Below are 23168 nucleotides of genomic sequence, written 5' to 3'. Positions count from 1 at the left end.
TCTCAAACAACAGACACACCCGGCACCACCACAACCTCAGCCGTGGATCGCTCCGGAGCAACTTTTCAAACTTACCCGCATTCAAGAAACTTTGCAAATCAGCATTTCCGCGATTTACATTTCCAGAATTGGATTCCCACCCGAATTTAGCGCGTAAATATCCGCGCCATTTCCAGGCTGTTTATCAGGGGGTCGGTCGCTATCTTTCCGCATCAGCGGCGGCGACTCGAATTACTTTACACGCCCGGAGGACCCGGCACAAATCGGCTCAGGGAAGCTTCTCCGGCACCCCAGAACGCCGCAACCACACGGAAAGCAGTCATGTCAGGGGCCGTCAGCAGACCCAATAACCCGATCCTGCTTTTGTGGACTGCGTCACCTACCCTGGCCGGGCTCACCCAACGCGTCGGGTGCCGACACCCCGCAGCGCATTACTCCACGGCTACCTGGGGATCGGGTGTTAATGGAGCCGGGCAATAGGGGACGTCGCCCGGGAGCAGCCAACAATATTGCTGTTCCGCGTTATGGGCCGCAGCCGAGACCTCCCCCGCGGGACGCGGGAGTGCCGCGGATCGGACCACGGCCCACCAAGTGTTGATTTTCAGCACTGCCGATCCTTTCGGTCGTTGTTCCGCCACGATGGGGTTCGGGGGCCGGAACAGCCGGCCGTGCAGACCCTCCCCCGGTTCGGCCGGCCCCGGGATGCCGGCTCAGAACTATCTGCGTTGGGCACGCAGCTCCAGCCCTCGTGTGAATCCGGTGAGGAGCGCGTCACGGAGAGTGCCTCGCTTTTCCCGGCCGTGCGGCAGCTCCCCGCGCGTTTCTTGGCCGGGCGCCGCCTGTCCGGCTGGGACCGAGGCCATCGCGGCGAGCCAGTCGCCGTACCGGGTGATGTCCGTGCCGTTCGTGGCGGCTACCGCGTCGCAGGCAAAGCCGACGGCGCTGGAACCGTCGCTCAGGCGCACGGATCCAAGCAGCATCGGCTCGGGCAACTCCGCCAGGAACTGCCCCAGCGCCGCTTCCGAAAGAAGCCAGCGCTCGGCCAGTAGTTCTGCCCCGTCCTCGGAGCGGTACACCCCGGGTTTCGGCGGCTGGGTGTCCAGCGCCACCATGCGGTAGCGGGCCGCGGTTCGTATGTGCCCGTCCCAATACGCTCCCAAGGATTCGAGTTGGTGAGCCAGCGGCTGGCCCCTGCGATGCGCCCCCACCACAACCAGGGGCACCGAGGACGCACCGGCCCGAACGGGCCACGGCTCCCTTCCCCCGGACTGCGGCGCCCGGAACTGCTGTGCCGGAGCGGCACCGGGTGCGAACAGCGCCGGGGGCAGCGGCGGGTTTTCGATGGTGCGGGCGATGTCGGCCACCACGGCGTCGTCGAAGGTGCGCCCCACAATGGTGAGCCCGAACTGGGACCCTTCCACCTCTCCGGCGGGCACGGCTACGGCACACAGATCGAACAGGTTGCAGAAATTGGTATAGGTGCCCAGCCTGGCGTTCACGCCCACGGGGTCGGCAGCGACGTCCGCAAGACTCGGATGGAACGGCGCAGTGGGGACTATCAGGGCATCGAACCCCTCCAGCCGCGCCATCGCCTGCCGTTTCAGTCCGTCCAACCGGGCGGTGTCCGCAACATACCTGTGCGCAGGCACCTGGCCGGCACCGCGAACGATTCCGGCAACCGTCGGATCCAGCCCGGCGGGATTTTCGGAGCCGCCGCCGGCGGCGTCAACGAATTCCCCGACCGCGGCATAGCGCTCAGCCACCAGGCCGCCGTCGTACAGCAGACGTGCCCCCTGCAGGAACACGTCGAACTCAATCGGCTCACAATCGATGCCGGCGGCCCGGAGCCTGGCGATCTGGCGGCCGAACTCCTCAGCCCAGGCCTCAGGAAGCTCCGGAAGGCTGGAGGGGTAGGCAACGCGCGGCCGGGCAGGCGCCGCCAGGCGGACATCGGAGGGCCAGGGGCGCCCGCCGCCGGCCATGATGCCCATGGCCAGCTCCGCCGTGCCCAGGTCCCGCGCGAAAATGGTCACGGCGTCCCAGGAGCGGCAGGCCGGAACCACGCCGGCGGTGGACACCACGTGCAGCGTGGGCTTGATGCCCACGATGCCCTGGAACCCGGCCGGAACGCGGCCCGATCCGGCGGTGTCCGTGCCGATCGCGATGTCCACCAGCCCCAGGGCCACGGCCACCGCCGAACCGGAGCTGGACCCGCCGGAGATGAAGTCCGGCCGGCGCGCGTCGCGGACCGCGCCGTGCGGGCTGCGGGTCCCCACCAGCCCGGTCGCGAACTGGTCCAGGTTGGTTGCCCCCACCACCACCGCGCCCGCTGCCCGCAGCCGGGCCACCGCCTCGGCGTCCTGCTCCGGCCGGTAGGCAAAGCCGGGGCATGCGGCCGTGGTGTCGATCCCTGCCACGTCCACGTTGTTCTTCGCGGCGAGGACCAGCCCGGCCAGGGGCAGGTCCTCACCGGCGGCCACGGCTTCGTCAACTGCCGCCGCCTCGGCCAGGAGTTCGTCCGCGGCCCGCACGGTGATCCAGATTTCCGGCCGGCCGGAGGCTTCGATGGCGGCGAGCGCCGCCCGTACCCGGGCTGTGGCACCGGCATTGACTGTCCTCATGCTGCCGCACCTTCCAGTTCCTTGGTCCCGGATTGTTCGGGTTGTTCGGTGGGGTCGTCCGCGGGAAGCCCGAGGACCACCAGGGCGTCGCCTCCCACCACCTGGGACCCGGCCACCGGGAGGACCTGCTGCACCACGCCGTCGCACGGGGCGGCCAGCACCGTTTCCATCTTCATCGCCTCCAGCGACACCAGCGGCTGGCCCTTCACCACGTGGTCCCCCGCGCTGACGTCCACCTTCCACACGCTGGCGGCGAAGGGTGCGGAGACCAGGGTGGCGCCGTCGGGCACCACCAGCTCGTCGGCGTCGGGCACGACGGCGGCTGCCGCGTCCGCGCGGTCGAACTCGCCGGCGTCGGCCCATTTCTGGCGTTCGACGGCAAACGCGGCCGCCTGCTGTTCGCGGAACGCCGCGATGGACTCGCTGTTCCGGGCCAGGAAGTCCTCATGCTCGGCCAGGGAGAAGGTGCCCTCTTCAATCTCGACGCCGCGTCCCCGCCCGGCGGCCATGTCGGCCCGCAGGTCCAGAAGTTCCTCCGGGCTGACCGGGTACCAGGAGATGCGGTCGAAGAACCGCAGCAGCCAGGGCGAACCCGGTTCGAACGGCGCGGAATCGGCATAACGGGACCACACCTGGGTGGTCCGGCCCACGAACTGGTAGCCGCCGGGCCCTTCCATACCGTAGATGCACATGTAGGCTCCGCCGATGCCCACGGCATTTTCCGGCGTCCAGGTCCGGGCCGGGTTGTACTTGGTGGTGACCAGGCGGTGGCGCGGGTCCAGCGGCGTGGCCACCGGGGCACCCAGGTACACGTCGCCGAGACCCAGGACCAGGTATTCGGCGTCGAAGACGGTGTCGAAGACGTCGTTCACGGAGTCCAGGCCGTTGATGCGGCGGATGAACTCGATGTTCCACGGGCACCACGGAGCGTCGTCCCGGACGCCGGCCATGTAACGCTGGATGGCTTCGCGGGTGGCCGGATCATCCCAGGACAGCGGCAGGCGCACGGTGCGGCTGGGCACCACCAGTTCCGAACTGGCCGGCAGTGCGGCCTCGATTTCCTGCACCAGACCCAGCAGTCGCGGGGCGGGGAGCACTGAGGGATCCACCTTGATCTGCAGGGACCGGATCCCGGGCGTGAGGTCCACGATCCCCGGCATGCGGAGCTGCTCGAGGTGCTGGTGCAGGGCGTGCACACGGGCCCGCAGGCTGAGGTCCAGGACCATGTCGCCGTATTCGACCAGGAGGTTGTCATCTCCCGAGCGGCGGTAGGTGACCGCGGGCCGCCCGGGGCCCTCGGGCACCCGGCCCAGCACGCCGTCGTCGCCGTCCCCGCGGCGGATCCCGGCGGACGTCTGGCTGGCACCGGACCAGCCTGGCTCCCCCGGCAGCACCAACTGCCGACCCGGGCCCAGGTCCCTGGCCGACGGCGCCCGGCTGGCTTTCACCGGCACGAAGCGGACGGTGTCGCCGGGGCGGAGCTGGCCGAGCTTCCAGCGGTCGGCCGTCACGACGGTGACTGGGCAGACGAAGCCGCCCAGGCTGGGGCCGTCCGGGCCGAGCAGGATGGGGGTGTCGCCGGTGAAGTCCAGGGCCCCTACCGAATAGGCGGTGTCGTGGATGTTGGACGGGTGCAGTCCTGCCTCGCCGCCGTCGGTGCGGGCCCACCGCGGTTTGGGGCCGATGAGCCGGACGCCGGTGCGGGCGGAGTTGAAGTGCACCTCGTAGCTGGCAGCGTAGAGGTCCTCGATGTCTTCGCGCTGGAAGAACTCGGGGGCGCCGTGGGGGCCCTCCACCACCGTCAGCTCCCACGCGGAGGTCAGCTCGGGCCTGCTGTCCAGGGGCACGGGACCGGCCAGGCCCGGAGCCGCCGTCGGGATGGCTGGCTGCGCTGCCGGCGTCTCGCCCGGCGTCGTGACGGCAGCATCCGGGGCCACAGCCCGGAGCACATCGCCGGACCGGAGGACCCGGCCGCCGTGGCCGCCGAACTGGCCCAGGGTGAAGGTGGACGCGCTGCCCAGGTACTGCGGCACATCCAGCCCGCCCCGGAACAGGATGTAGCCGCGGAGGCCGGAGCCGTCGGCGCTGCCGACGTCGAGCGTGCCGCCTGCGGGGACCGTCACCGGTTCCCAGGCCGGCACGTCCGTGCCGTTCACGGTGAGCGTGGTGGGGGCGCCGGACACGCACACGGTGGTGGCGTGGGTGAAGTGCAGGCTGGGTCCGGTCATGGTGAATTCGAGGCCGGGGGCACCTTCCGGGTTGCCGAGGGCCTGGTTGCCGAGCCGGAAGGAAAGGTCGTCCATGGGACCGCTGGGCGGGACACCCACCTGCCACAGGCCGGTCCGGCCCGGCCAGTCCTGGACGGAGCTCTGCAGTCCGGGCCGTTCCACGGTGATCCGGGGTTCCGGGTCGCCCAGATCGTTCAGGGTGCCGGTGGAGTGGGCGGCGTCGCGGACCACGTCCAGGGCGGTCACGGCCCGGAGCATGCCGAGGTTGGTTTCAATGCCGTCGATCCGGGTGGCTGTCAGCGCGGCGCCGAGCCGGTCGAAGGCCTGGTTGCGGTCCGTGCCGGTGGCGATGATTTTGGCCAGGAGGGGATCGTAGTTGGTGGACACCTCGCTGCCGGTTTCCACCCAGGCGTCCACGCGCACGCTGACGTCGGAGGGGTAGACGGCGTTGGTGACGGTCCCGGAGCTGGGCTGGAAGTTGCGGGCCGGGTCCTCGGCATAGAGGCGGGCTTCGACGGCGTAACCGGAGACGGGGAGGCCGTCCGGGAGACCGGCCAGCACGCCGGCTGCTTCGGTGCCGCCCTGGGCCAGCCGGAGCATCCACTCCACGAGGTCGACGCCGGTGACAGCTTCCGTGACGGGGTGTTCCACCTGCAGCCGGGCGTTGACTTCCAGGAAGGAGGCCTCCTGGCGGACGGGGTCGTAGACGAACTCCACCGTCCCGGCGGAGCGGTAGTCCAGGGACGCGCAGAGGGCCCGCGAGCTGCGGTGCAGCTCGTCCCGGAGTGCCTCGGGCAGGTCCGGGGCGGGTGCTTCCTCGAGCACTTTCTGGTGCCGGCGCTGCAGCGAGCAGTCCCGGTCCCCCAGGCTCACCACCCGCCCCTTCCCGTCGCCGAAGATCTGCACTTCCACGTGCCGGGCGTGCTCGACGTACCGTTCGGCGAAGACGCCGGCGGTGCTGAAGCTGGCACCGGCCAGGCGCGCCACCCGGGGGTAGCTCTCGGTGAGCTCGTCCTCGGTGCGGCATACGGTCATCCCGATTCCGCCGCCGCCGCCGGTGGCCTTGAGCATCAGCGGGAAGCCGATCTCCCGGGCGGCCAGCACGGCAGCGTCGACGTCCGGGAGCAGGCCCGAGCCGGCGATCATGGGCACGCCGGCGGCCCGGGCGGCGTCGCGGGCGGTGTGCTTGGTGCCGAAAATCCGCAGCTGGTCCGGCGTGGGCCCCACAAAGACCAGCCCGGCGGCCTCGACGGCCTCCGCGAAGCGGGCGTCCTCGGAGAGGAACCCGTAGCCGGGGTGGATGGCGCCGGCGCCGGTGGCCGCGGCCGCTGCCAGCAGGGCCTCGACCTTCAGGTAGGAATCCTTGGCCGGGGCGGGGCCTAGGAGCACGGCCTCATCCGCCAGCCGGACGTGGCGGGCGCCCCGGTCCGCCTCGGAGAACACCGCCACCGTGCGCAGTCCGATCTTCCGGGCGGATTCGATGATGCGGCAGGCGATTTCGCCGCGGTTGGCGACCAGCAGTGTGTCGAACAGCAGGGTGTCGAACAGTGACGTGTCGAAGCGGTTCTGCGTTTCAAAAGTGTTCACAGGGCAGCCTCCTGGCGGGTGACGATCATGCGGACGGGCGTGGGGTTGAAGCCGTTGCACGGGTTGTTGATCTGCGGGCAGTTGGAGACCAGCACCAGGGTGTCCACCTCGGCCCGGAGGGCCACCCGCTTGCCCGGCGCGGAGAGCCCATCGACGATGCCGAGGGCCCCGTCCGGGTCAACGGGGACATTCATGAACCAGTTGATGTTGGAGACGAGGTCGCGCTTGCCCAGGCCCCAGCGGGATCCTTCGATGAGAAAGTTCTCCACGCAGGCGTGCTGTTCGCGGGTGTGCTGGCCGTAGCGCAGAGTGTTGGATTCCTGCGAGCAGGCCCCGCCGATGGTGTCGTGCACGCCCACCTCGTCGGCCACCACGGTCATGATCGGGATGCCGGCCTCGGACCGCAGCACGGAGCCGGTGGTCAGCACGATGGAGCGCTGCGCGGCGAGGGTGACGGCGGCGGAGTAGCGCACGTCCGTGTCGCCCGCCGCGTACAGCAGGCAGTCCACGGCCTGGTTGCCCTCCAGGTCCACGATGGTCAGCACGTCGCCGGCGGCCACGACGCCGGACCAGGGTCCGCGCGCTTGAACGTATTCGTCCAGGACGACGGCGCCGTCCGCGAGCGCTGTCCGGCGGGCAGACGCGCTGGCGGTGGCGGCCGGGGCTGTCAGGGTGTCAGTGGCGGTGTTCATCGGGCGGTCCTTGCCAGGAGATCGTGTTCGGTGTTGTCCAGTGCCTGGCGGTGTTCAGGGGTCAGGGGCCCGGTCAGGCGCCCCTCCGCGAGCAGGCCGAGGTCTTCGGCGGCCTGCCAGGCGACGACGTCGACGGCGGTTCCGGTGAAGTCCGGCCGCGGGTCCAGCGGGTGGGCGGTGTTCGCTAGGAGCACCACGGCGTCCATGTGCAGGAGGATGTCGACGGCGGTACCCGCGCCGGCGGACCCGGTAAACCGGATGCTGCCGTCCGGGTCAACCCGGATGCCCTTGAACAAGGAGAGCGGCGGCGCCACGTCCCGCGCTTCCAGCCCCTGCTTCAGGGCGGCCAGGGTCAGCAGTTCACGCCCCGCGGGCGAGCCGCTGTGGACGGTCCCGGCGCCGTAGCGGGCGGTGTTTCCGGCCAGCGTGGTGGTGCCGGTGAGGGCGTCGTGGCGGGCGGACGTGTCGGCCACGATCGTGCCCATCAGCCGGCCGGCGTCGGAGAGCAGCGGGTGTCCCGCGGTGGGGTACGCCTGCCACGGGACCTTGACGGTGTCCGCCATATTGATCCGTTCATGCAGCGCCCCGCTCCGGTAGAGCAGCACGTGGACGCAGGCGTCGCCGCCGGCGTCCGTGAGCCGGATCCGGGTGCCGCGGGCCAGCGGCAGGGCGGTGTAGCGGCCGAACGCCACGGACTCGGCCCAGCTCAGGCGTTCCCTGGCGGTGTCCGGCAGGCCGGCGGTGAGCCGTGCCGGCGCGGAGGCTGCCGGGACGTACCGCATGGTGTCCGCGGTGCGGCCGTGCTGTTCCCGGGCGTGCGCCCGGGCTCCGGCGGTGGTGGCGGTGGCAGGTGTTTCGGTGGCAGGTGTTTCGGTGGCTGGTGTTTCGGTGGTCTGGGTCATATCAATCCTGGCGTGGGCGTGAAGTTGCGCGGGCGGATGGTCAGCAGGGCCTGAGGTCATGCTCCGGTCAGGCTGCGGTGCGGGCGGCCGTCCGGGCGATGGAGCGCCGGACCCAGAGGCCGAGGAGGAGCACGATGCCCACCATGAGCGGAGCGGAATAGAGCAGGATCCCGTTTTCCCCGGACGGGTCGTAGACCTCGGGGCGGGGCCAGGCGAGGTTGACCACCATCACGGCGCCGTACAGCACCGCGAGGATGTTGACCGGCAGGCCCCAGCGTCCCAGCGAGAACAGCCCGGCCGGCATGGTCTGGCCCACCCGGTCCCACTCGCCGCGGAGCCGGTTGAGCAGTTGCGGGACCGTGACCAGGAGGTACGCGATGTAAACCATGACGATGCAGACGCTGCTGAGGGTGGTGAAGAGTGCGGCGTTGCCGACGTTGATGGCCAGGACACCCACGGCCAGGGCGCCAATGGCGATGGAAGGCCACATCGGGGTGCCGCGGGTGGGGTGGACGGCGGAGAGCAGGGCCGATGCGGGCAGTTTGCCGTCCCGCGCCATCGAGAACACCAGGCGCGAACCGGCCGTCTGGATGGCCAGGGTGCAGACGAAGATGGCCACGGCCACGTCCACCAGGAGAACTTTGCCCCAGAACGTGCCCAGGACGGCGGTCAGCACATAGGGCAGGCCCTCGGTGGCGAGCCGGCCGTCGTCGAGGCTGGGAGCAGCCATCAGCGCCGTCACGATCATCAGCGCCCCGCCGATGCCGGAGATGATCAGGGCCGAGAGGATGGTGCGGGGTGCCGTGTGCCGCGGGGACACGGTCTCTTCGGAGAGCTCACCGGCGGAGTTGAAGCCCACCATGACGTACGCGGCCATCAGGCCCGAGACCATAAACGCACCGACCGCTCCGAGATCGGATCCGGCCAGGACAGTGGTGTCCATGACGACGTCGGGGCCGCGCTGGGCGGCGGTGATGAGCGCCAGGATCACGGCGACGACGCCGACGATTTCGCAGGTCACCCCCACCGAGTTCACGTGGGCCATCAGCCTGACGCCCAGGGAGTTGATCACGGTGGTGACCACCAGCAGGATGGCCCCGAGGACGACGGCGTTCGCGGCGCCACTGGTGGTGTTCAGTGCCGGGTCGCCGCCCACCAGCTGGAATCCGTCCCACAGCTGGGGCAGCACCACCTGCATGGCGATGGCCGCCGCGGCGGCCGTGACCACCTGCGCCAGGGCCATGAACCACCCCGCGAACCAGCCCACCGTTTCCCCGCCGACCCGCCGGGCCCACTGGTAGACCGCCCCGGAGAGCGGGTAGCGGGCTGCCAGCTCGGCGAAATTCAGGGCCACCAGCAGCTGGCCCAGGAGCACCACCGGCCACGTCCAGAAGAAGGCCGGGCCCGCGAAGGAGTAGCCGAACGCGAAGAGCTGGAAGATGGTGGTCAGGATGGACACAAAGGAGAAGCCTGCCGCGAAGGAGGCGTAACGGCCCAGCTTGCGGTGCAGGGACGGCTCGTAGCCAAGCGACGTGAGGTCTGCATCATCCGTCTGCGCGGATGAGGGAAGAACTGTGGATGTCATCGGAATCTCCGGGGCTGGAACGGCGGGGGGTCTGTTGCGTTCCGGCAAAAGCAGCGCTGGGCCCAACACTGCGGAATACCGGTCACTTGATAGTTTTCCAGCCGGAGATCCCGAACTCGTTTCGTCCGTGTAAAAGGTAGATTGACGGATTATTTCCGTGATGTTTCCCCGATCTCACCGGGCTGCGGGTGGCAGCTGGCGGCGCAGACAGCCGCCGACGGAGTGCAAGAATGATGCCGTGACCACAACCGGCCCGGGGCGCCCCCGCAAGCAGCAACCCTCCCGTCCGGGGGCCACCGCACGGGACGAGATCCTCGACGCGGCCGCCGAACTCTTCACCACACAGGGGTACGCCAACACCTCAACGCGCTCCATCGCGGAGGCCGTGGGGATCCGCCAGTCCTCGCTCTACCACCACTTCCGGCACAAAGACGACATCCTGGAAGTCCTGCTGGCGGGAACGGTGGCCGGCGGTCTCGCGTTCGCCCGCAGAGTGTCCGGCGGGGATGACAGCGACCACACTCCCCTGGCGGCGGCGGCGCGCCTGCACGCCGTCGCGCTCTATGACGGAATCCAGCTGTGCGATGCCCGCTGGAACCTCGGGGTGCTCTACAACCTGCCGGAGGCGCGCAGCGCGCGGTTCCGGAGCTTTATGGCCGACCGGCAGGAACTCCGCGGGCTGTATCAGCGCCTGGGCGCGGACCTGCCTGGGAACGGGTGGGCCGGCACCGGACAGAACGGGGATCTGGCCTTCCGGCTCGTGGAGTCCCTGGTCAATCTCCGCGCCGACGGACTGTCCACGCCGGACTCCCCCCTGCAGGCGGCCGACGCCGGCATTGTCCTGTGCGGGTTGGCGGACAGCCTCGCGGTGGTCCGGGCCCAGAGTGCGCAGCTGCTGGCGAGCCTCGGTTAAGCGCCTTTGTCCGCACCTAAAAGGACGGCCCGAATGAACGTCCGCGGATTCCGTGGTCATGGCCCGGAGGAAACAGGACGCCGGACGACTGTCACACGCCGTCGAGCAGGCCTTGAACCTGGAGCAGGAACTTCCGGCCGCCGTCGGTCAGGTTCGCCGTTTCACCGAACGTGCGTTCCGCAACCTTGAGCTGCAGGCAGTCCAGCGTCCAGCGCACGTCCGAGTAGAGACCACGGGCGGCCTCGACCGGCACCGGCTTTCCGCTCTCCGTCCGGAAGCCTGCCCCGGTCAAGGCATTCGCGATGATCCGTCCGCGTTCGTCCCACGACGGCGTGGAACCCTCGAGCAGCCAGTGGACCACCATCCGGGTCACAACGGCCGTGGCCTGATCCGCCGGCACGGCCACCGCCGCGGCGAGGTAGTCCCAGAGCGGACGGCCGCCGTCGCTCATTTTGCGGCCGCCGGGTGAGCGAACCAGCCGGCCCTTGCTCTTCCGGAGCAGTTTCCAGGCCTGCAGCTGCTGCCGGAGCATCAGAACGGGCAGGGTCTGGCTTTCGCGGTTCGCTTTTCCGGGCCAGCGGTAAGCCCACCCCAGGTCGCGGACGGCCTGGCTGACCACGGCAGGTTTGAGGTAGCCGTCCTGGGTCAAGGGCAGCCCGTCGGGTCCCGCCTGGTCCAGCAGCCACTGCACGGGGCGCACGACGGCGTCGATCTCCCCGTCCGCGGGCGGCTCCGGCCACAGGTGTTTCGCCAGGTCCGCCAGGCGGCTGTTGAGCGCGGCGACGTCGAATGCATAGGGCTCGAACGTGCCGGCGCCCTGGCCCGTCGCGAACTCGTACCAGTCGGAGAGCTCTTTGTGTTCCTCATGCGCGGGATCCGCCAGCGCTTCAATGAGCCGGGAGTAACCGTGCGGTCCGCCGGAATCCTCTACCGGCCCGCGGTTGGCCCCGTCAACGCACTGCACGGTTCCGGCAGGCATTTCGGCGGGCCCCATCACCTTCACGACGTGCGTCCAGGCATCGCCGAAGTCGTATTCGTATTCGAACATCACAGGCGCAGTCTCCTGGGCGTCCAGAAGTTCAAAGAGTACGACGCCGGAAGCCGGCTCGTCGCCCATCTCCTCCGCCGCGCCGTCGGGGCCGACGATGACGCGTGGCTGGCCGAGCCGGTCCACACAGCGGATGCCGAAGAGGTGGCGGTTTTCCCAGCCGAACGCCGTCTGGAGGACCCGGTGCAGTTCCGGGACAGTGATGGTTTCCGGCACCAGCAGGCGCCGCCAGATCTCTGGTTCGGCGCCCTGGATGTTGACGCGCAAATCGTAGGCGGGGACAGTTGCGGCTGGTTGCATAGTGGCAATCCAGCCAGAAACACCGCCCCGGACGGCGCCAGCGCAGGGCCGGACCCAGGCGGGGTTCGGTGCGCTCGTTGCGCCGGGCCCGCCAGACTGGCTAGGGTTGATGCTAAGCATGCTTAGCATGTGCGTGGCGTGCAAGTCGTCCGCAGTGAGACCCACCATCCGGAGGAGAACCATGACTGACCAGTACACGTTCAGGAACCCCGTCACCGCCTACGAGCAGATCCAGCCGCCCGAGCAGAGCCAGCCCGAACCCGGCCTGGACTCCCGGCTGACGCCCAAGGCGGACCTGGGCGAGGACACGTACCGCGGCACCGGCCGCCTGGAGGGCCGCAAGGCACTCATCACCGGTGCGGATTCCGGCATCGGCGCCGCCACGGCCATCGCCTTCGCCCGCGAAGGCGCCGACGTCGTCATGTCCTACCTCCCGGAGGAAGAAGAAGACGCCACCAAAATCGCGGAACTGATCGAGAAGGCCGGGCGCAAAGCCGTCAAGGTTCCCGGCGACCTCAAGGACTCGGCCGTCTGCCGGGACCTCGTCGAAACGGCTGTGCGTGAGCTCGGCGGCCTGGACATCCTGGTGAACAACGCCGGAAAGCAGGTGGCGCAGAAGGCGCTCGGCGACATCACCGACGTCGAGTTCGACCACACCTACAAGACCAACGTGTACGCCATGTTCTGGCTGACCAAGGAAGCGCTGCCGCACCTGCCGGCCGGCTCGAGCATCATCAACACCACCTCCATCCAGGCCTACAGCCCCTCGGAAACGCTCGTGGACTATGCCTCCACGAAGGCTGCGATCAACAACTTCACCAAGGGCCTGGCCCAGCAGCTGGCGCCCAAGGGCATCCGCGTCAACGCAGTGGCGCCCGGCCCCATCTGGACCCCGCTCCAGGCCAGCGGCGGCCAGCCCACTGAGGACCTGCCGGAATTCGGCAAGGAAACCCCGATGGGCCGCGCCGGACAGCCGGCCGAGCTCGCCCCGGCCTACGTGTTCCTGGCCTCGTCCGAGTCCAGCTACGTGATCGGTGAGACCCTGAACGTCAACGGCGGCCTGCCGACGCCGTAATTACCGGGCCGCCCCGGTGAAGCGCCCCGGCGGAGCACACCGGGTTTACCGCTCCGGCTGCAGCGCCTTGCTCCAGAGCACCGCGCCGTTGGCGTCCCGCAGGCTCACGGTGAAGACGTCGCCCTCGCCCAGATCCACGTGCCCGAAGTACTGGCTCTCGCCGCTGCGCGGGGACTGGTTCGCGTAAGCGCCGGCCTTGAAGAACGCGACCTCGGGTCCGAAGGTCCCGTCCAGCTTGTTCGGCCCGAAGCTGCCGGCGTTGATGGGGCCGGCCACGAATTCCCAGAAAGGGTCGAAGTCCTGGAAGGCCGCACGCTCCGGCGAGTAGTGGTGTGCCGCGCAGTAGTGCACGTCGGCCGTTACCCACACCACGTTCTTCACGCGGTTCCGTTTGAAGGCGGCGAGCACCCCGGCGAGCTCAAGCTCCTTGCCCAAGGGGGCGCCGTCGTCGCGGTTGGAAAGGGACTCCTGGTTCACCGGACCGTCGGGCACCACCAGGCCTAGCGGGAGGTCGTTGGCGATGACCTTCCAGGTGGCCTTGGACCGGCTCACCTCGCGGATCAGCCAGTCGGTCTGCTCCTGGCCCAGGATGTGCATGAGCTGCGTTTCCTTGCCGTCCGTGTTGGGGTCCTTGAAGCTGCGCATGTCCAGGCAGAAGATGTCCAGCTGCGGGCCGCGGGAGATCTTGCGGTAGATCCGGGCGGGCTCGAAGCCGGTAGAGCCGTCGCTGGGGCCGGCGATGGGCTGGTATTCCTGCCAGGCCTGGCGGCCGCGGGCGGCGAGGACGTCCACGCGGCGTTCGGTGTAGCGGTCATCGCTGAGAATCTGGCCCGGGTACCAGTTGTTGTGGGTTTCGTGGTCATCCCACTGTGCGATCACCGGGACCTCGGCGTAGAAAGCGCGGATGTTCTTGTCCATCAGGTTGTAGCGGTGCCGGCCGCGGAACTCGTTGAGCGTCTCAGCCACCTTGGCCACCTCCGCGGTGACGAGGTTGCGCCAGATCTGCCCGTCGGGCTCGGTGACCTGCGCCGGGATGGGTCCGTCGGCGTAGATGGTGTCGCCGGAATGGATAAAGAAGTCCGGGCGGGTGGCGTGCATCGCGGCATAGCCGCGCATGCCGCCGATCTCCTCGTTGATGCCCCAGCCCTGGCCCGCGGTGTCGCCGGTCCAGACGAAGCTCTGCCGGCGCGGGGCGCCGCCGCCCCTGGTCCCGCCGCCTTCGGTCCCGCCGCCCCCGATCCCGTCGCCCCTGGTCCGGCCGCCCCGTGGGGCGGCAGAGCCCGGCGCCGTGCTGAACGAGCCCTGCGCGGTTTCGCCGGCATTGCCGTCGGCGTCCTCGAAGTGCATGCTGACGGCAAAGCGGGTTCCGGCCGGGAGATGCTGCGCAGTGATTTTGGCGGTGAAGTCCGTCGCCTCGGACGCGGCGCTCCCCCGCAGCACGCGCTGGAAGGCACGGCCGTTGCGGAGCGGGGACCCGTCGTCGTCGACGGCCAGCAGGCTGGCCACCAGCTGCCCGGCGCCCGAGGCGCGGGACCACAGAATGCCGGAATCGACGGTGACGTCCCCCGTGGCGATGCCGGACGGCAGGGTCAGTCGGTTCCGGACCAGCGCCACGCCGGACGGCGGGGCCGCGATGGCGGAGGCGGGGACGACGGCGGCAGTACCGGCGGCAGCCAGGGCCCCTTTGAGGACGGTTCGGCGGGTATAAGAAGTCATGCCCCCAGCCTTGACTGCCCGGGTGAACCGAGGGTGGAGATGATGTGAACGCCGGCATGTGCCGGCGTGGCTATGCCGGTCAGCGGGAGGGCACGTCGTCCACGAAGGCTACCGGGGCCACATACTGCTGAAACAGCTTCAGGGCCTCGTCAGTGTCAATGTGGCCAAAGCTCAACGTGTCCTGCAGCCCTTCCAGCTGGGCGTTGACTGTCTCTGCTGCGCTGACCCTGTCCGCCAAGGAATGTGAATTGGCGAAGTTGGTGGCCAGCGCCGCAGCGACGGAGAGCAGCATGGCCCCGAGACACAGGACACGCCACACCACCGAATCGTCGGGCAGCGAGAAGATTTCCTGGACCGCACTGGTGAAGCCGGTGCCCCCGAAGGCCGGGCCGGCGGTGAGCATGGCGGCCAGGGCGCTGCCCACGACGCTGATGTTGGAGAGCTTGTTCCGTCGTGGGCGTTCCCGTCCCAGATAGGACCGGACGGCCCGTTGTTTCTGCTCGATCCGGGCGGACAGCAATTTCCGGGTATCCGGTGTTTCTTCCATGACCTGCTACCAGCCTCCCTCGCTGATGGTGCCTGCCTCAGAATCCCACCGCCCCGCTTTCGTGTCCAGACTGTACCGCGGCGGCCGGCGCGCCTACCGCAGCCTCAAGGTGGTGGGGTTCCGGCTCGTGGCCACGGCGTACGGTTCGCTGGGCAGATTGCCGGCCGTCCAGGACGCAGTCGACCGGACCTGGGGCGTGTGGCCGCGGCCGTCGCTGAGGACAGCGCGGACGGTCGCGGTGCCGGCGAGGAGCACGATGCCAAGGAGCAGGATCAGGAGAAGTTCCATTGTGGATTCACCTCGTGTGTTGGGCGGATTGGATAACTCCAGTGTGTTCAGCCGGCGTGTGAGCAACCGTGTGAGGCTCCCGGGACGCCGCCCGTCCCCCGGCGTAACATGGCTCGTATGGCCGAGACCTGGATTCGGCTCCTCGGACCGCCCCGGATCGAGTCCGCTGGCACCACTCCCCCTCAGCCCCGGGGCCGCAAGGCCTGGGCGGTGCTGGCCTACCTCGCCCTGCAGCCGGACGGCGCCGGCCGTTCCCGCACGGCCTTCCTGCTTTTTCCTGATGCCGCCGATCCCCTCGGTGCCCTGCGCTGGAATCTGTCCGAGCTGCGGCGGGCCCTGGGCGGCGTCTCCATCACCGGGGACCCCTTGCACATGGCGCTCCTGCCGCCGTGGCGCTGCGACGCCTTGGAGCTGGTAGGCCCGGGCAGCATCGCGGGCATCGATCCGCGGAAGCTCGATGGCCAGTTGCTGGAGGGCCAGTCCTTTGCGGACAGCCCGGTCTTCGACTCCTGGCTGGCCGATCAGCGCTACCGGCTCGAGAACTCCGTCCAGTCGCTGCTCTATGAAGCATCGCTGGCGGCCCTGGCGGCGGGCGCGCCCGCCGAGGCCGTCGAGCTGACCTCCCAGGCGCTGCGCCGGGACCCGTTCAACACGGACTGCACCGCCGTCCTGGTGAAGGCGCTCGTGGCACTCGGCGAGCACCGCCAGGCGCACGAGCAGGTCACCAAGTCCGCGGACCTCTACCGCCGGGAGCTGGGCCTGCCGTTGCCCGCGGAAGTCCGGCGCGCCCTCGCCGGGTCCGGCCCCGCCGCGGATCCGGCGCTCCCCGCGAATCCGGCTACCGTCCGGTCCTACCTCGACGCCGGCAGCGCCTCACTCTCGGCGGGCGCCGTCGACCGTGGGCTCGAGCAGCTCCGGCTCGCCGTCGTACTGGCCCAACGCACCGCTGACCGGCACCTGATTGCCGAATCGCTGGTGACGCTGGCCGGGGCGCTGATCCATCAGGCCGGCGGCCGCGGCGCCGAGGTGGCCGACTTCCTGCACCGTGCGCTGTCTGCCGAAGCGGCCGACGGCGGCTCCCGGACTGCCGCCACGGCCTACCGCGAGCTGGGCTACCTGACAGTACAGCGCGGGGTCCCGGACCGGGCGGCCGGCTGGCTGGAGCGGGCCATGCGGGCGGCCGCGGCAATGCCGGCCGAACAAGGACGGATCCTGGCGATTCAGGGCATGCTGGCCTCGGACACCGCTCACTACGAGGACGCCGTGGCTGCCTTCACCGAATCCGGTCGGCTCGCCACGGCGGTCCGGAACCGCCGGCAGCAGGCATTCAGCGAGGCGTTGTTGGGGCGCGTTCATCTGCTCCGCGGGGACGTGGAACGGGCGGCGGCCTGCCTGGACCAGGCCTTGGAATGGATTGCGGAGGAACACTGGACGGCGTTCGAGCCGTTCGTCACCGGGCTCCGGGGCGAAACATACCTTGCCGCCGGCCGGCTGGAAGAGGCCGCGGCGCTGATCGACCGGTCCTGGGTGATGGCCGAGCTCGCCGGCGACCACTGCTACATGGCCCTGGCCGCGGGCGCCGAAGCCCGGCTGTTCCTGGCCCACGGGGACCTTGCCGCGGCAGAGCACTGGATCGCCCGGGGCCTCGAACCCACGCCGTGGTATCTCTGGTACTCGGCCCGGCTGCTGGACACCGCGGCGGAAGTCGCCATCGCCGCGGGCTCGCCGCGGGCCACCGAGTTCGCGGACCGCCTGGCTGCACTGGCTAGCCGCAGCGGCCTGCGCGAGTTTGTGGTCCGGGCGCAGTCACACCGGGCCGTCCTCGGGGACGACGCCGCAGCCCAGGCGGTGCCGTGGCTGGCGAAGGAAATCGACAATCCGGCGCTGACCGCGTTCCTGGCCCGGCGCCACGGCTGGTGACGAGGTCCGGAAGGGATTCCTGGTGGGTGAGCCGGCGCGGGAGCCACCATGGCGGTGCCATACTCGAACTATGACGGCCTCGTATTCGTTCCGCGGCGAGCTGTGGCACTATCCCGAGGCAGCCGGGTGGCATTTCATCACGCTGCCGCCGGACCTGGCTGACGAGCTCCAGGACGACGCCGCGCCACTTCGCAAGGCGTTCGGTTCGCTGAAAGTGAGCGCTTCAATCGCCGGGCAGCGTTGGTCCACCTCGCTGTTCCCGGACAGCAAGAGCCGCTCGTACCTGCTGCCCGTCAAAAAGGAAGTCAGGGCGGCCGCCGGCATCAGCGCCGGAGACGAGGTCGACGTCGAACTGGACCTGGAGCCGGGTGGCTGAGCCTGCCGAAAACCGAAAACCCGGCCGGGCCCCATCCAGCACATGCGGGTTAAACAAAAGCAGGGCCCGTCAATGACGGACCCTGCTCGAAACCTGTAAGGTTCCGGACTCGTGAAGAGTTAGCTGGAAGCTAAGTCTTAGAGAGCCTGGATGTTTACGGCCTGGGGACCCTTGGGGCCCTGCTCGGTTTCGAAGGAGACCTTCTGGTTCTCTTCGAGGGAGCGGAAGCCGGAAGAGGCGATCGCGGAGTAGTGTGCGAAGACGTCCTGTGAGGAGTCATCGGGGGAAATGAAGCCGAAGCCCTTTTCAGCGTTAAACCATTTGACGGTACCAGTAGCCATTATTTTCTGTCCTTCGTGAAGGTGGAGGAAAAGTCCCGACTTTCGGGTCCTCCGGTGTGGGGTGCTCAAAACCGCTGCTTCAGAAGAACAAGGTCTTTCAACCATGCGTACTGCCTGAACTACGAACTGCATAAACACAACAACAGGATCAACAGTACAGGAGATTTCCGGGACGGTTTACCAAACCATCTCTGGGCCTGCACAAATCCGTCGAAGAGCCGGCCACCAGCCATCGTCGCGGAGGGTCATTTTTTCGCTGCTCCACAGAGGTTGGTGGGGAGAGCGTAGCCCTGCGGCCACTGAGTTGAGCTGTCGTAGCAGGGATCGTCTGGCTGAAACTGCCAAAATTTCATGTCCGTTCCACGAACGTAGACCCGGGAGAACTCGGCACCGTCCAACTTCGCGTCATCGAGAACGGCGCCGTCAAGGATCGTGTAGCGAAACGTTGCACCGCTAAGATCGGCGCCGCGGAGTACGGCACCCGTCAGGTCGGAGTCGGTGAAGTCCGCATTCCTCATGTCCAGGCCGGACAGATTCAATCCTCGGAGGTCCATGTCTCGGTATGGAAGAACTGATTTGATCGCTGTCCCGTTCGGACCAATCCGCGGCGACGCCTCGGCGGCACGCTCCCTAATAAATCGAAGGTTCTCCTGACGGGATTCCCTGCCTTCCCGCTGAAGGTCGATTCTGTGTTGCCCAAACAACAACAACCCGCCGATGATCCCCGCCACCAGCACGTCGCGAACCCACCACGGCGGCTCTTTCGCAAACCAGCGGCCGCGGCGCGCGTCAGTGGGAGGAACGGGCCTCGTCGCTGCTGAACTCGGAACCATGCGCGAAGTGTATACCCGACGGGTTGGGACGCTCCGGGGACAAAGTTGATCCGGGATTGGTGGAACCGCGGACGCCAATCCGGTTAGGGAAAGGCGTTAGTGGGGCAATTCAGCCCGACCGCGCCCACCGTGCGGTTAGCCGTCGTTCCATGGGAGCATGCTCGCGACGAGGGTGAGGGGTATGCATCCGTTGCAGAGTGGCGGGCCGAACATGAACGCTTCCGGGACGGTGCGACCATGCGGAATTACCTCGGCGACTGGACGTTAGTGGTTGACGCCGACTCTGAGTCGAAACGCCGTCGCCCTGGACGGGGTTGCCCCGCGACTGGCCAATGCGGTCACGGTTGATTACTCGCCTATCCTTCAGAGTGGGGTTCATCCCCACGTCCGGCCCCAGAGAAGGAGCCCACCGCCATGCAGTGGATGTTCAGTGCGCTCGGATTCGTGCTCATCGCCGTCGGGCTTCATGATGTCTTCCACACGTTGTTGCATCCGACCGGGCAGGGCCGGGTGGGCCGATCCATCATCAACCTGGTGTGGCGGGTGTCCCAGGCGCTGGGCCCCAAGGCCCTATCGCTCGCCGGACCGTTGGCGCTGGTTGGCGTCACGCTTCTCTGGGCCGCGTTGCAGACCGTCGGCTGGGCCCTCGTCTACTATCCGCACGTGCCGGGCGGGTTTGTCTACGTGGCCGGCCTCGATGAGGCCCGCTACGGAAACTTTGCCGAGTCCCTCTATTTCTCCCTTTCCACGCTCACCACAGTCGGGTACGGCGACGTGATCGTGTCGGACCCGTGGATCAGGCTGCTCTCCCCGGTCGAAGCGCTCATCGGGTTCGGCCTGCTGACCGCAGCCGTGACGTGGTTCATGCAGGTTTATCCGGCGCTGGCGCGACGGCGGGCGCTGGCCGTCCGCCTCACCGTCCTGGGCGAGGCGGACTACGCCAGCCACCTCGGCGCCCGGGACACGGGGGCCGCGGCCTGGACGCTGGAGACCCTGGCGATCGACGTCGTCCAGATCCGGATTGACCTCACCCAATCTCCCGAGTCCTTCTACTTCCGCGAATCGACGTCCGCAATCTCCCTGGGCGTATCCCTGACCCAAGCTTTGAACCTGAGTACCAGGGCGGCAGATTCCCAGGATCCGGGCGTCAGGGTGAGCGGCCTGGTACTCCGGAAGGCGCTCGAGGACCTCGCCGGGGTCTTGGCCACGGACTTCCGCTTGCCCGGGTCTGCCCCGGAAGAGGTCTTCCAACAATTCGCCGCAGCCCATCTGCACGAGCACTGACGTCAGCCAGCACCACGGCGTCGTTCCGGATCGACGACGGCGGTGCCCCCGGAGCTTCATCCGGGACCCCCACGGGGACCTTCACAGTTCTAGAATGGCGGCATGACACCGCAGGAGTTGGCCAACCTGGCGCACCTGCGCCGGGCCCGGGACCTGATCGACCGCGAGTTCGCGCAGCCTCTGGATGTGCCAACCATGGCCGCCGGTGCCCTCATGTCCCCGGCGCATTTTTCCCGCCAGTTCAAAGCGGCCTACGGCGAGGCACCTTACAGCTACCTCATGACCCGGCGGATCGAACGCGCCATGGCGTTGCTGCGGGCCGGCGCCAGCGTGACGGACGCGTGCATGGAGGTGGGCTGTACGTCCCTGGGATCGTTCAGTTCACGGTTCACGGAGATCATCGGCATGCCGCCGAGTGAGTACCGGTCCCGGCAGCACGACGCGGTCAAAGCCATGCCGTCGTGCATTGCCCGGGTGCGCACGCGTCCCGGGCGCACACCGAGCAGGATTGAAGAAGCGCCCCCGCAGCCGCTGCCATAGCGTGGAAGACATGAACATTTCATTGCAGTACGCACAAATTACCGTCAACGACCTCGACGAGTCGCTCGCGTTCTACCGGGACGTGCTCGGCCTGGAGGTGCGCAACGACGTCGGCTCGGACGGTCAGCGCTGGGTCACCCTCGGCAGCTCGGCCCAGCCGGATCTGGAACTGGTGCTGTCCGTCCCGCACGCCGGCCGCTCCCAAGGCGACGGCGACGCCCTCCAGCAACTCCTCGTCAAGGGCGCCCTCCCCATCCTCGTGTTCCGCACGGACAATCTGGACGCCACCTTCGAGAAGGTCCGGGCTTCCGGGGCGGAGGTGCTCCAGGAACCCATCGTCCAGTCCTGGGGCCCGCGCGACTGCGCCTTCCGCGACCCGTCCGGGAACACGGTCCGCTTCAACCAGGCTGCCTGACCCCTCAGCCGGCGGATTCGGGCGCCTACCCCCAGGGGTGCGCCGGCACGGCTTCTCCCCCGGTCATGCCGGCCAGCATGGTGCGGTTCCGCGCGCCGGTCTTGCGCAGGATCGAACCCACGTGTTTCTCGATGGTCTTCACGGAGATGCCGAGCTCACGGGCGATCTGCTTGTCCGCCATGCCGCGGACCACCATGTCGTGGACTTCCTTTTCGCGGGCCGTGAAGGCATCCGCCCCCGACTCGGGCTCCGTGGCAGAGGAGCCCAGGAGTCGGTCGAAGATGTCGCCCTCGACGAGCGCCTGGCCCTGCCCGGCAGCGACGAGGACGCGGGCAATCGTGTCCCCGCTGGCCCTCCGGTTGATGAAGCCGCGAACGCCGGCCTGCCGGGCCGAGCGCACCTGCTCCACGGTGGGGTTGTCTGTCAGCACCACGATCGCTATGCCGGGGTCCAGCGCGCGGATCCGGGCCAGCACGCCGGTGGTGTTCTGGTGAACCATATCCAAGTCCACCAACAGCACGTCCGGACGCAGCAGTTCGAACGCGTCAAACAGCTGCTCCGCGGACCTGACCTCGGCCGTCACCTGGATCGCCGGCTCGGCGATGCTGAGCAGCCGCACCAGGCCGGCGCTGGTAACGGGGTGGTCGTTGGCGATCAGGACCTTCCATTGCGGCTGCCCGGACGCCTCCGGCTCCCGTGCGCGGTCCGGCAGGGTGGCGCGGACCTTGGTGCCCCAGCCCGGAGTGGTGTCAATGTGCAGTTCCCCGCCGAGGTGGATGGCCCGGGAGCTCATGCCGTGCAGTCCCAGGCAGCCCGCGGGCAGGGTCGCGTGGTCACCGTGGGCGGCCGCGAGGTCAAAGCCCTGCCCGTTGTCCTCGACGACGACGGCGAGCGTGCCGGCGTCGTAAATCAACCCAACGCGCACTGTCGTCGCCCGCGCGTGGGTCACCACGTTGTTGAGCGCCTCCTGAACGATCTTAAACGCATGGTGCGCGATCTCCGGGGCGTGCGGGCGGGCCTCCCCGATCACGGTCAGCCGGGTCGCGGCGTCGCACATCGATTCGACCCAGGCCAGTTCGCCGGCGACCGCCTCGTCCAGGGTCCGCCCGGCGAGCGCCGCCGGGCCCATGCCGAGGACGGTCCGGCGCGTCTCGGTGAGCGCATCGTGGGCGATGGTCCGGGCCTTGCTCAGGTGCGGCGTCACCGTGTGCTCGCCGCCGTCGAGCCGGCTGGCCTTGTCCGCGTCGTCGAGGCTGAGCAGCAGCGCGGCCAGGGAGCGACCCACCGTTTCGTGCACGTCCCGGACGGCCCGTTCGCGTTCGGCGGCGACGGCCGCCTCGCGTTCCCGAATCGAAGCCGTCGCATGAAGTTCGGAGTTGGCCAGGGCGATGGCGGCGTGGCTGGCAAAGAGTTCGGCCAGCTGGGCCTCCTCGGGGGTGAACACTCGGCCCTGGTCCGGGCTGAAGACGATGAAGGCCCCGATGATCTGTTCGCCCCAACGGATGGGCACCCCGATCACGGCGCAGTTCCAGCGCGGATCCGTCGGCGGGATGTGTCCGCGTTCGATCCTGCCGTAAGCATCCTGGATGACGGTGGAACGGCTGCGCACGATCTGCCCGGTGAAGCCTTCCTTCAACGAGAAGGTCTGCCCTTCCTGGCAGCCGACGCCGATGTCAACCTTCTTCGTGTAGGTGCCGCTGGATTCATTGACCAGGGCGATTGAGCCGGACTCGCAGCCCAGCAGGCTGGTCGCGTGGCCCAGGATCCGGCCCAGCAGCGGCTGCAGCTCGAACCGTCCGGCGAGGTCACGGGCCAGCGCGGCGACAGAATCAAGCTTGTGCTGGGCTCCCTCGGCGTCGCTCAGGCTGCGGACCAGCGTGTCGAATTCCGGCTCTGCTTCTGTCATTGTTCGTCCTCCTTGACGAAACGCAGGCCGCAGCTCAGGCCGGTCTGCTGA

19 protein-coding genes are annotated in these 23168 nt (G+C 68.7%); 7 read left to right on the top strand and 12 right to left on the bottom strand.

What is annotated here, in order from left to right; all coding sequences use genetic code 11:
• Nucleotides 1-716: 716 nt before the first annotated feature.
• The 5 genes from atzF to BJG92_RS11730 form a co-directional block, all read right to left on the bottom strand.
• Nucleotides 717-2621: an allophanate hydrolase gene (gene atzF / locus BJG92_RS11750; RefSeq protein WP_232084188.1), complete on the bottom strand. Its 1905-nt coding sequence runs from the start codon at nt 2619-2621 to the stop codon at nt 717-719.
• The gene (gene uca / locus BJG92_RS11745) at nt 2618-6436 is read right to left on the bottom strand and encodes an urea carboxylase (protein WP_232084187.1); all 3819 of its coding nucleotides are present in this window, start codon (nt 6434-6436) and stop codon (nt 2618-2620) included. The genes atzF and uca overlap by 4 nt, the downstream gene beginning before the upstream one ends.
• Nucleotides 6433-7128 (bottom strand): urea amidolyase associated protein UAAP2, encoded by a 696-nt coding sequence (locus BJG92_RS11740; protein ID WP_232084186.1) that lies wholly within the window; start codon nt 7126-7128, stop codon nt 6433-6435. The genes uca and BJG92_RS11740 overlap by 4 nt, the downstream gene beginning before the upstream one ends.
• A complete protein-coding gene (locus BJG92_RS11735) occupies nt 7125-8030 on the bottom strand; it encodes an urea amidolyase associated protein UAAP1 (protein WP_232084185.1) in 906 nt (301 codons plus the stop codon). Before BJG92_RS11735 ends, BJG92_RS11740 begins: the two co-directional genes overlap by 4 nt.
• A gap of 67 nt (nt 8031-8097) precedes the next feature.
• Nucleotides 8098-9615, bottom strand: coding sequence for an amino acid permease (locus BJG92_RS11730; RefSeq protein ID WP_232084184.1), 1518 nt, complete (start codon nt 9613-9615; stop codon nt 8098-8100).
• Nucleotides 9616-9853: 238 nt separating this feature from the next.
• On the opposite strand from BJG92_RS11730, the gene BJG92_RS11725 reads away from it, so the two are divergent.
• On the top strand, nt 9854-10528 hold the full coding sequence (locus BJG92_RS11725) for a TetR/AcrR family transcriptional regulator (protein WP_232084183.1): 675 nt from the start codon (nt 9854-9856) through the stop codon (nt 10526-10528).
• A 91-nt stretch (nt 10529-10619) separates the two neighbouring features.
• Here the strand turns inward: BJG92_RS11725 and BJG92_RS11720 are convergent, their stop codons facing one another.
• The gene (locus BJG92_RS11720) at nt 10620-11876 is read right to left on the bottom strand and encodes a plasmid pRiA4b ORF-3 family protein (protein WP_232084182.1); all 1257 of its coding nucleotides are present in this window, start codon (nt 11874-11876) and stop codon (nt 10620-10622) included.
• Between the two features lie 181 nt (nt 11877-12057).
• Here BJG92_RS11720 and BJG92_RS11715 point away from each other — a divergent pair, with 181 nt between their 5' ends.
• The gene (locus tag BJG92_RS11715; protein WP_232084181.1) at nt 12058-12951 is read left to right on the top strand and encodes an SDR family oxidoreductase; all 894 of its coding nucleotides are present in this window, start codon (nt 12058-12060) and stop codon (nt 12949-12951) included.
• A gap of 45 nt (nt 12952-12996) precedes the next feature.
• Here the strand turns inward: BJG92_RS11715 and BJG92_RS11710 are convergent, their stop codons facing one another.
• From BJG92_RS11710 to BJG92_RS11700, 3 genes are all read right to left on the bottom strand, one after another.
• A complete protein-coding gene (locus BJG92_RS11710; RefSeq protein WP_232084180.1) occupies nt 12997-14667 on the bottom strand; it encodes an alkaline phosphatase in 1671 nt (556 codons plus the stop codon).
• 79 nt (nt 14668-14746) lie between these two features.
• Complete coding sequence (locus BJG92_RS11705) at nt 14747-15214, bottom strand: hypothetical protein (RefSeq protein WP_232084179.1); 468 nt, start codon at nt 15212-15214, stop codon at nt 14747-14749.
• Between the two features lie 93 nt (nt 15215-15307).
• Nucleotides 15308-15502: a hypothetical protein gene (locus BJG92_RS11700; RefSeq protein ID WP_232084178.1), complete on the bottom strand. Its 195-nt coding sequence runs from the start codon at nt 15500-15502 to the stop codon at nt 15308-15310.
• A gap of 117 nt (nt 15503-15619) precedes the next feature.
• Here BJG92_RS11700 and BJG92_RS11695 point away from each other — a divergent pair, with 117 nt between their 5' ends.
• Both BJG92_RS11695 and BJG92_RS11690 read left to right on the top strand, forming a co-directional pair.
• On the top strand, nt 15620-17422 hold the full coding sequence (locus tag BJG92_RS11695) for a BTAD domain-containing putative transcriptional regulator (RefSeq protein WP_232084177.1): 1803 nt from the start codon (nt 15620-15622) through the stop codon (nt 17420-17422).
• A gap of 70 nt (nt 17423-17492) precedes the next feature.
• The gene (locus BJG92_RS11690; RefSeq protein ID WP_232084176.1) at nt 17493-17798 is read left to right on the top strand and encodes a DUF1905 domain-containing protein; all 306 of its coding nucleotides are present in this window, start codon (nt 17493-17495) and stop codon (nt 17796-17798) included.
• A 137-nt stretch (nt 17799-17935) separates the two neighbouring features.
• On the opposite strand, the gene BJG92_RS11685 is transcribed toward BJG92_RS11690, so the two are convergent.
• Nucleotides 17936-18139, bottom strand: coding sequence for a cold-shock protein (locus BJG92_RS11685; protein ID WP_024365339.1), 204 nt, complete (start codon nt 18137-18139; stop codon nt 17936-17938).
• A 245-nt stretch (nt 18140-18384) separates the two neighbouring features.
• The gene (locus BJG92_RS11680; protein ID WP_232084175.1) at nt 18385-18972 is read right to left on the bottom strand and encodes a pentapeptide repeat-containing protein; all 588 of its coding nucleotides are present in this window, start codon (nt 18970-18972) and stop codon (nt 18385-18387) included.
• A gap of 414 nt (nt 18973-19386) precedes the next feature.
• On the opposite strand from BJG92_RS11680, the gene BJG92_RS11675 reads away from it, so the two are divergent.
• From BJG92_RS11675 to BJG92_RS11665, 3 genes are all read left to right on the top strand, one after another.
• A complete protein-coding gene (locus tag BJG92_RS11675; protein WP_232084174.1) occupies nt 19387-20256 on the top strand; it encodes a potassium channel family protein in 870 nt (289 codons plus the stop codon).
• 102 nt (nt 20257-20358) lie between these two features.
• Nucleotides 20359-20796 carry a helix-turn-helix transcriptional regulator gene (locus BJG92_RS11670; protein WP_232084173.1) on the top strand — a complete coding sequence of 146 codons (438 nt, stop codon included), beginning with the start codon at nt 20359-20361 and terminating at the stop codon, nt 20794-20796.
• A 10-nt stretch (nt 20797-20806) separates the two neighbouring features.
• Nucleotides 20807-21211 (top strand): VOC family protein, encoded by a 405-nt coding sequence (locus BJG92_RS11665; RefSeq protein WP_232084172.1) that lies wholly within the window; start codon nt 20807-20809, stop codon nt 21209-21211.
• Nucleotides 21212-21236: 25 nt separating this feature from the next.
• Here BJG92_RS11665 and BJG92_RS11660 read toward each other — a convergent pair whose 3' ends face one another.
• A complete protein-coding gene (locus BJG92_RS11660) occupies nt 21237-23117 on the bottom strand; it encodes a GAF domain-containing protein (protein WP_232084171.1) in 1881 nt (626 codons plus the stop codon).
• Nucleotides 23118-23168 lie beyond the last annotated feature (51 nt).

The organism is Arthrobacter sp. SO5, from assembly GCF_020532805.1.
Classification (GTDB): Bacteria; Actinomycetota; Actinomycetes; order Actinomycetales; family Micrococcaceae; genus Arthrobacter.
This window is presented reverse-complemented; position numbering and strand designations above follow the sequence as displayed.

What these genes read in the sequence shown, in the direction of transcription:
- BJG92_RS11660 (WP_232084171.1), bottom strand. Translation starts at nt 23,117, where the DNA reads ATGACAGAAGCAGAGCCGGAATTCGACACGCTGGTCCGCAGCCTGAGC.
- BJG92_RS11710 (WP_232084180.1), bottom strand. Translation starts at nt 14,667, where the DNA reads ATGACTTCTTATACCCGCCGAACCGTCCTCAAAGGGGCCCTGGCTGCC.
- BJG92_RS11665 (WP_232084172.1), top strand. Translation starts at nt 20,807, where the DNA reads ATGAACATTTCATTGCAGTACGCACAAATTACCGTCAACGACCTCGAC.
- BJG92_RS11715 (WP_232084181.1), top strand. Translation starts at nt 12,058, where the DNA reads ATGACTGACCAGTACACGTTCAGGAACCCCGTCACCGCCTACGAGCAG.
- BJG92_RS11695 (WP_232084177.1), top strand. Translation starts at nt 15,620, where the DNA reads ATGGCCGAGACCTGGATTCGGCTCCTCGGACCGCCCCGGATCGAGTCC.
- atzF (WP_232084188.1), bottom strand. Translation starts at nt 2,621, where the DNA reads ATGAGGACAGTCAATGCCGGTGCCACAGCCCGGGTACGGGCGGCGCTC.
- BJG92_RS11680 (WP_232084175.1), bottom strand. Translation starts at nt 18,972, where the DNA reads ATGGTTCCGAGTTCAGCAGCGACGAGGCCCGTTCCTCCCACTGACGCG.
- BJG92_RS11705 (WP_232084179.1), bottom strand. Translation starts at nt 15,214, where the DNA reads ATGGAAGAAACACCGGATACCCGGAAATTGCTGTCCGCCCGGATCGAG.
- BJG92_RS11670 (WP_232084173.1), top strand. Translation starts at nt 20,359, where the DNA reads ATGACACCGCAGGAGTTGGCCAACCTGGCGCACCTGCGCCGGGCCCGG.
- BJG92_RS11675 (WP_232084174.1), top strand. Translation starts at nt 19,387, where the DNA reads ATGCAGTGGATGTTCAGTGCGCTCGGATTCGTGCTCATCGCCGTCGGG.
- BJG92_RS11700 (WP_232084178.1), bottom strand. Translation starts at nt 15,502, where the DNA reads ATGGAACTTCTCCTGATCCTGCTCCTTGGCATCGTGCTCCTCGCCGGC.
- BJG92_RS11685 (WP_024365339.1), bottom strand. Translation starts at nt 18,139, where the DNA reads ATGGCTACTGGTACCGTCAAATGGTTTAACGCTGAAAAGGGCTTCGGC.
- BJG92_RS11740 (WP_232084186.1), bottom strand. Translation starts at nt 7,128, where the DNA reads ATGAACACCGCCACTGACACCCTGACAGCCCCGGCCGCCACCGCCAGC.
- BJG92_RS11735 (WP_232084185.1), bottom strand. Translation starts at nt 8,030, where the DNA reads ATGACCCAGACCACCGAAACACCAGCCACCGAAACACCTGCCACCGAA.
- BJG92_RS11720 (WP_232084182.1), bottom strand. Translation starts at nt 11,876, where the DNA reads ATGCAACCAGCCGCAACTGTCCCCGCCTACGATTTGCGCGTCAACATC.
- BJG92_RS11730 (WP_232084184.1), bottom strand. Translation starts at nt 9,615, where the DNA reads ATGACATCCACAGTTCTTCCCTCATCCGCGCAGACGGATGATGCAGAC.
- BJG92_RS11690 (WP_232084176.1), top strand. Translation starts at nt 17,493, where the DNA reads ATGACGGCCTCGTATTCGTTCCGCGGCGAGCTGTGGCACTATCCCGAG.